Origin of the sequence: Actinoplanes sp. NPDC051633 (genome assembly GCF_040681735.1) — a bacterium.
Taxonomy (GTDB): Bacteria; Actinomycetota; Actinomycetes; order Mycobacteriales; family Micromonosporaceae; genus Actinoplanes.
This window is the reverse complement of record NZ_JBFAZH010000434.1, coordinates 1-5877: the sequence shown is the minus strand read 5'-3', so window position 1 is coordinate 5877 and position 5877 is coordinate 1. Positions and strand designations below refer to the sequence as shown.

The following is a 5877-nucleotide window of genomic DNA, read 5'->3' as shown; positions in this document are numbered from 1 at the left end:
GGATTGCCAGGATCTGGTTGAGCAGCTGGGTCAGGAACGGCAGCGGCAGGGCGATGCCGCCGTTGAGCAGGTTGGTGATCGCGCAGAGCAGGTTGCCCAGCAGGTTGCCGGCGCCGGTCTGCGCCACGATGTCGAGCACCACGCGGTTCAGGTCGACCACGAGGCCGAGCAGGTCGAGGTGCAGCGGGCCGAGCACGAGGTTCAGCACGTCACACGTGATCTGCGCGGAGTGAGCGCTCTGCTGCTGCGCCGTGGGCAGGACGACCGGCATGGTGACGGTCTTCTGAACGGTGCCCAGCACGGTGCCGGCCGAGTCGGTCAGCGTCGACGTCAGCACGCCGGTGGCGGTGATCTGACGGTTCGACGATTGGAACTTGGTCGGGCTGAACGTACCCGTGACGGCACCGAGCCCGCCGAGCACGTCGGTGAAGGTGCCGGACACCTGCGACGACATGGTCCCCACCGCTTCGGCCTGCGGCGCCGGAGCGGGCGCGGCGGGAGCGGCGGCGGCCGACGCCGTCGTGACGGCCACGGTGGACAGTGCAACAGCACCGGCCAGCAGCACCTTCGAGATCGCACCAAGTCTCATGTGGAATGCCCCTTCCAAAGCATCGATGAACTTCGCACGCCGCAGTGCCCGTACCTCAGATGCGAAAACCATTCATCGACCGAAAGAGCTTCATATAGTGGGAAGTCGACCTTGATGGGCGATCTGTAAAACTCGCGAAGAATCACCGTTTTCGAGCGCGCGCCAGCGGCGGCTCCACGAAAGGGGCGTCAGGGGTCGAATCGGGTACAGGGTGCCCGCACCTACCAAAGCTGTCAAGCGGAACGAAAACAGACAGCACTTAAGACGGACGAAATTCTTTCCTAAGTAGACCCTCAGGTTGTCGTGAGAACCCGCTGATCGACCAGAGCCAGGGCGTGCGTGACCGCCTGGATGCGGTAGGCCGGCGCGCAGTCGGTCAGCACCCGCTCGGCGGTCCCCGCCAGATGATGAGCCAGCCCGGTGGTCGCGGCCGCGCGGTCGTGCGCCACCACCGCGTCCAGGATCGCCTGGTGCTCCCCCTCGCCGGCGGCCTGCCAGCTGTTCGGCTCGGCGAGCTGGTAGATGCGGATGTAGCGGATCGACCGGTCGGCGTACGCGGCCAGCTGCCGCTGCACGCCCTCGCCCACCGCGGTGTACATCATCTGGTGGAACTCCCGGTGCGCGGTGAACCAGCTGCGCACGTCGCCCTTGCGTCCCGCCGCCCGCATGGTGGTCAGCAGCGACTTCGCCCGTTTGGTGTCGGCCGGGCCGAAGCTGTCGATGCTCAGCGACAGGGCGAGCGTCTCGAGCAGGATCCGGCTCGCGTACAACTCGTCCAGCTCTTTGGGGTCGAGCCCGGCCACCCGCGTGCGCTGGTTGGGCTCGATCTCGACCAGGCCCTCCTCCTGCAGCATGCGCAGCACCTCGCGCAGCGGGGTGCGGCTCACCCCGAGCTGCTCGGCCAGGGCGACCTGGGACAGCTTGGTGCCCGGCTCGAGGGTGCCGTCGAGGATGCACTCGCGCAGATACGCGTGCAGCACCGGGATGGCCTGGCGGACCTCGGGGAGATGCAGCTTCTGCAGCTTGGGGGAGCTTGCTGGGCTTGGTGCGGGGCTGCGGACGGCACGTGGCATTCAACAATTATCACCGATGCGGATAACGAACTGCATACACCCTGCCGGACGAAACACACTCTTGACGTCCGCGCAAAACTGCATACAGTTTGCTCATGGGACCTGTAGATCGCGAACGGCTGCTCGGCCGTGACTACTGGCTGGTCCGCTCGACCCCGCTGCCGGCGACCACGGCGGCAGACGTCGAGGCACACGCCGAGGCACACCTGAGGTGGCTGCTCGGCCTCGAGGCGGACGGCACGGTCCTGCTCTCCGGCCCGCTCACCAGCGGGCCCGGCGTCGCGCCCGGCGCCGGGATCACCGTGCTGCGGGCGGACGACGCCGAGCACGCGGCGCGGATCGCGGCCGCCGACCCCTTCGTGGTGGCCGGGCTGCGGACCGCCGAGGTCTTCGGCTGGCGGGTCAACGAGGGTTCCATCGGAGTGCGGGTCTCGCTCGGGACCGGTCGATTTTCTTGGCAATGATGGCTCATGGGAATGAGGCGGCGATGACGGACGTGGGCATCATCGGGCTCGGCAAGATGGGCATGCCGATCGCGCGCAACCTGATGGCCAAGGGTTTCGGCGTGGTGGGGTTCCGGCGTACGCCCGGCGACGGGCTGGCCGAGGCCGGCGGGGTGCGGGTGAGCTCGCCCGCCGAGGTGGCCGAGCGCGCCGACGTGCTCCTGTCGATCCTGCCCGACGCCGCCGCGGTCGAGGAGGTGGTCTGCGGCCCGCAGGGCACGCTACAGGCGTTGCGAAAAGGCACCGTGCACATCGAGATGAGCACGGTCGAGGTGGACCGCAAGGCGGCCGTCCGCGCGGCGGTGCGGGCGGCCGGCGGTGAGTTGCTGGACGCCCCGATCAGCGGCAGCCCGCCGATGGTCGAGCCGCGGATGGCCACCACGTTCGTCTCCGGCGACGAGCACGCGATCGAGAGCGTCAAGCCGGTGCTCGACGCCATCTCCGGCCCGTGGGTGCACGCGGGCGCCTTCGGCAACGGCGCCGGCCTCAAGTACGTGTCCGCCATGCTGATGGCCGCGCACACGGTGGCGGCCGCCGAGGCGCTCGCCTTCGCCCGGCGTCAGGGCCTCGACCTCGAGCTGGTGCAGCGCACGCTGGACGGCTCCATCGCCGCCTCGGCCCTGCTCAAGCAGCGCGGCCCGTGGATGCGCGAGGGCCGCTACGAGCCCGCGCCCGGCCCGATCGAGACGCTCGAGCAGATCCTCCATCAGGTCGCCGACATCGTGCCGCCGGATGCGGCGCCGGTCTTCACCGCGGCCAAGCAGGTCTTCGACCAGGCCATGCGGGACGGCAACGGCCACAAGGACATCGCCTTCGTGCATGCCCAGCTGCAGGAAGGCAGGACGGTATGAGGTATTCGCTCGTCACCTTCCGCACCGACGGCGACCCGCAGTTGGGCGCGCTGCTGGCGGACGGCACGATCGTCGCGCCGCCCGAGCTGAAGCAGTGGTCGGGGATGCTGGAGCTGCTCGAGGAGTGGCCGGCCGACGGGCTGCTGGAGCTGTCGCTCGAGGACGCGCCGGCGGTCACCGGCGCGACTCTGCTGGCCCCGATCCGCTTCCCCCGCAAGGTGCTCTGCGCCGGCGTCAACTACCGCCGGCACATCCGCGAGATGGGCGGGGAGGACCCGGATTCGTCGTGGCGGCCGTACTTCTTCATGAAGCCGCCGACCACGACGGTGATCGGGCCGGCCGACCCGATCGTGCTGCACGACGCCGACGCCGCCCGGTACGACTGGGAGGCCGAGCTGGCGATCGTCATCGGCGTCGGCGGGCGCGACATCGACCTCGGCAGCGCCCGCTCGCACATCGCCGGGTACACGGTCTCCAACGACGTCACCGCCCGCGGCTACCACAAGCGGACCGGTGTGCCGATCGAAGCGTTCGCGTACGACTGGTTCGGCGCGAAGGCCATCGACGACTCGCTGCCGATGGGTCCCGGCATCACTCCGGCGGCCCTGGTGCCCGATCCGCAGGACCTGCGGCTGCGCCTGTGGGTCAACGGCGAGCTGCAACAGGACGAGTCGACCGGCGACATGATCTGCGGCATCGACGAGCTGGTGGCCGCCGCCAGCCGGATCGTCACCCTCGAGCCCGGCGACGTGATCTGCACCGGGACCCCCTCCGGTGTCGGCGTCGGCCGCGGCCTGCACCTCAAGCCCGGTGACGTGGTGCGCGTAGCCGTCGACGGCCTGGGCGAAATCGAGAACCGTGTGATCAGCGAGGAGGACCAGCCATGATCTTCGTGACCCACCGACTGCCCGCGAACGAGCCGGGCGAGCCGGAGCTGGACCGCTCCGCCGTCTGGGACGGCCTGGTGCTGAAAGCGAACAACGCTCTGCCGTTCGTGCCGTCGATGACCGAGTGCGAGGTCACCCAGCGGCTGTCGGACACCACGTTCGACCGGGACATCGTGTTCCGCGGTCAGCCCTTCACCGAGCGGATCACGCTCGAGCAGCCGCACCGGGTGGTCTTCACCCGGATCGCCGGCCCGGTGCTCGGCACGATCGCCAACGAGATCGAGGAGGTCGGCGGCCAGCTGTTCCTGCGGTTCAGCTTCGCGCTGGTCGTGCAGGGCGTCGAGGGCGGCTCCAGGACCGAGCAGGAGTATGCCGACGGCATGACCGGCGACTACCTGAAGGCGGTCGCCGCCACGCTGGGCGCCATGCGGAAGATCGCCGCGGGCGAGAGCGCGGTCCCGGCATGAGCGCCCGCCTGGCGGGGCGCGTCGCGGTGGTCACCGGTGCGGCCTCCGGCATCGGCCGGGTGTACGCGCAACGCCTGGCGGCCGAGGGCGCCGACGTGGCGGTGCTCGACATCGCGGACGGCGCCGACACCCTCGACGACATCACCGCCGCCGGCGGGAAGGGCCTCGCCCTGCGGGTCGACGTGACGCGGGCGGAGCAGGTGGCGCGGGCGGCCGAGGACGTCCGGACCGGCCTGAGCGCCGCGGACATCCTGGTGAACAACGCCGGCATCTACCCCAACCAGCCGTTCGAGTCGATGAGCTTCGCCGACTGGCAGCGGATGTTCGCGGTCAACGTGGAGTCGATGTTCCTGCTCACCCAGGCCTTCCTGCCGCAACTCAAGCTGGGCGGGCACGGCCGGATCGTGAACATGACCTCGAACTCCGTGGGTCTGGTGATCCCAGGCTTCACGCACTACATCGCGTCGAAGATGGCGGTCATCGGGCTGACCCGGGGGCTGGCGACGGAGCTGGCCGAGCACGGCGTGACGGCGAACGCGATCGGGCCGTCGCTGGTCCGCACCGCGACCACCGAGGCCGGCCCCGAGGTGTTCTTCGAGGTCGTGCCGCAGATGCAGGCCATCAAGCGGGTGCAGACCCCGGCCACGACGCCGCCGCCTCGCTCCTCGATGACGCCGCCCGGGCCGTCGGCACACCACCGCCGAGCGCCACGTGGGCGTGGCCGCAGGACCGCCTCACGTACGCGAACGCCGCCCTGGCCGAGGTCGTCATCGCCGCGGGCCATCTGCTCTGTGACGACCGGCTCCTCGGCAACGGGCTGCGGATGCTCACCTGGCTCGGCGAGATCCAGGTGTCCGAGGGGCGGCTGTCGGTCCTGCCCGCGGTCGGCTGGCGGCGCGGCACCGCCCGCTTCCGGCACGATCAGCAGCCGATCGAGGTGGCGGCGCTCGCCGACGCGGCGGCGACCGCGGCGCTCGCGACCGGTGACCCCGGCTGGGAGGTGCTGGTCGATCGGGCGGTGGCGTGGTTCCTCGGCGACAACGACATCGGCGTCGCCATGTGGGATCCGGCGACCGGCGGCGCATACGACGGGCTCACCCTGCAGGGCCCCAACCTGAATCAGGGTGCGGAGTCGACGCTGGCCCTGGTCTCCACCCTGCAGCACGCACGGCACAACGCCCGGGTTCGAGGGGTGCTAACACCCCCATGAGCAGGGTCCCTGCACTCCTGCCACGGCGCGGCGCGGCCGCGATGCTGGAAGCATGACATCAGTTTTGGAGCGGCCGAGAACCACGGCCGGTAGTGATTTCGCCGCGTTGAACCGGCGGATCGCCGAGGCCGGGCTGCTCGAGCGGCGTCCCGCGTACTACGCGGTGCGGATGGGTGCGGTCGCCACGCTGCTGGTCGGCGGGTGGGCCGCGTTCGTGCTGGTCGGCTCGTCCTGGTGGACGATCGCCGTCGCCGCGTTCCTGGGCATCATCTTCTCCCAGGTCGCCCTGGTGGCCCA

At 70.2% G+C, this 5877-nt stretch carries 7 protein-coding genes and 2 pseudogenes; 7 read left to right on the top strand and 2 right to left on the bottom strand.

Annotated features, from left to right (window positions below; genetic code table 11):
* Positions 1-589: hypothetical protein (locus tag AB0M20_RS22970; protein ID WP_364301279.1), on the bottom strand; the 589-nt coding region annotated here is incomplete at its 3' end.
* 293 nt (positions 590-882) lie between these two features.
* Positions 883-1662 carry a GntR family transcriptional regulator gene (locus tag AB0M20_RS22965; protein WP_364301277.1) on the bottom strand — a complete coding sequence of 260 codons (780 nt, stop codon included), beginning with the start codon at positions 1660-1662 and terminating at the stop codon, positions 883-885.
* 95 nt (positions 1663-1757) lie between these two features.
* On the opposite strand from AB0M20_RS22965, the gene AB0M20_RS22960 reads away from it, so the two are divergent.
* The 7 genes and pseudogenes from AB0M20_RS22960 to AB0M20_RS22930 all read left to right on the top strand — a co-directional run.
* Positions 1758-2126, top strand: coding sequence for a YciI family protein (locus tag AB0M20_RS22960; protein ID WP_364301275.1), 369 nt, complete (start codon positions 1758-1760; stop codon positions 2124-2126).
* Entirely contained in the window at positions 2123-3016 is an 894-nt protein-coding gene (locus AB0M20_RS22955; protein WP_364301273.1) for an NAD(P)-dependent oxidoreductase, read from the top strand. The genes AB0M20_RS22960 and AB0M20_RS22955 overlap by 4 nt, the downstream gene beginning before the upstream one ends.
* A complete protein-coding gene (locus tag AB0M20_RS22950; RefSeq protein WP_364301270.1) occupies positions 3013-3903 on the top strand; it encodes a fumarylacetoacetate hydrolase family protein in 891 nt (296 codons plus the stop codon). Before AB0M20_RS22955 ends, AB0M20_RS22950 begins: the two co-directional genes overlap by 4 nt.
* Positions 3900-4370: an SRPBCC family protein gene (locus AB0M20_RS22945; RefSeq protein WP_364301268.1), complete on the top strand. Its 471-nt coding sequence runs from the start codon at positions 3900-3902 to the stop codon at positions 4368-4370. Before AB0M20_RS22950 ends, AB0M20_RS22945 begins: the two co-directional genes overlap by 4 nt.
* Positions 4367-4951, top strand: a pseudogene (locus AB0M20_RS22940) (SDR family oxidoreductase); the annotation flags it as partial. The gene AB0M20_RS22945 and the pseudogene AB0M20_RS22940, both read left to right, overlap by 4 nt.
* A gap of 242 nt (positions 4952-5193) precedes the next feature.
* Positions 5194-5580: a hypothetical protein gene (locus AB0M20_RS22935; protein ID WP_364301281.1), complete on the top strand. Its 387-nt coding sequence runs from the start codon at positions 5194-5196 to the stop codon at positions 5578-5580.
* A gap of 52 nt (positions 5581-5632) precedes the next feature.
* Positions 5633-5877: pseudogene (locus AB0M20_RS22930) on the top strand (acyl-CoA desaturase); the annotation flags it as partial.

Excerpts from the sequence above, each read along its gene's own strand:
- AB0M20_RS22955 (WP_364301273.1), top strand. The coding sequence starts at position 2,123 with ATGATGGCTCATGGGAATGAGGCGGCGATGACGGACGTGGGCATCATC.
- AB0M20_RS22960 (WP_364301275.1), top strand. The coding sequence starts at position 1,758 with ATGGGACCTGTAGATCGCGAACGGCTGCTCGGCCGTGACTACTGGCTG.
- AB0M20_RS22945 (WP_364301268.1), top strand. The coding sequence starts at position 3,900 with ATGATCTTCGTGACCCACCGACTGCCCGCGAACGAGCCGGGCGAGCCG.
- AB0M20_RS22950 (WP_364301270.1), top strand. The coding sequence starts at position 3,013 with ATGAGGTATTCGCTCGTCACCTTCCGCACCGACGGCGACCCGCAGTTG.
- AB0M20_RS22965 (WP_364301277.1), bottom strand. The coding sequence starts at position 1,662 with ATGCCACGTGCCGTCCGCAGCCCCGCACCAAGCCCAGCAAGCTCCCCC.
- AB0M20_RS22935 (WP_364301281.1), top strand. The coding sequence starts at position 5,194 with ATGCTCACCTGGCTCGGCGAGATCCAGGTGTCCGAGGGGCGGCTGTCG.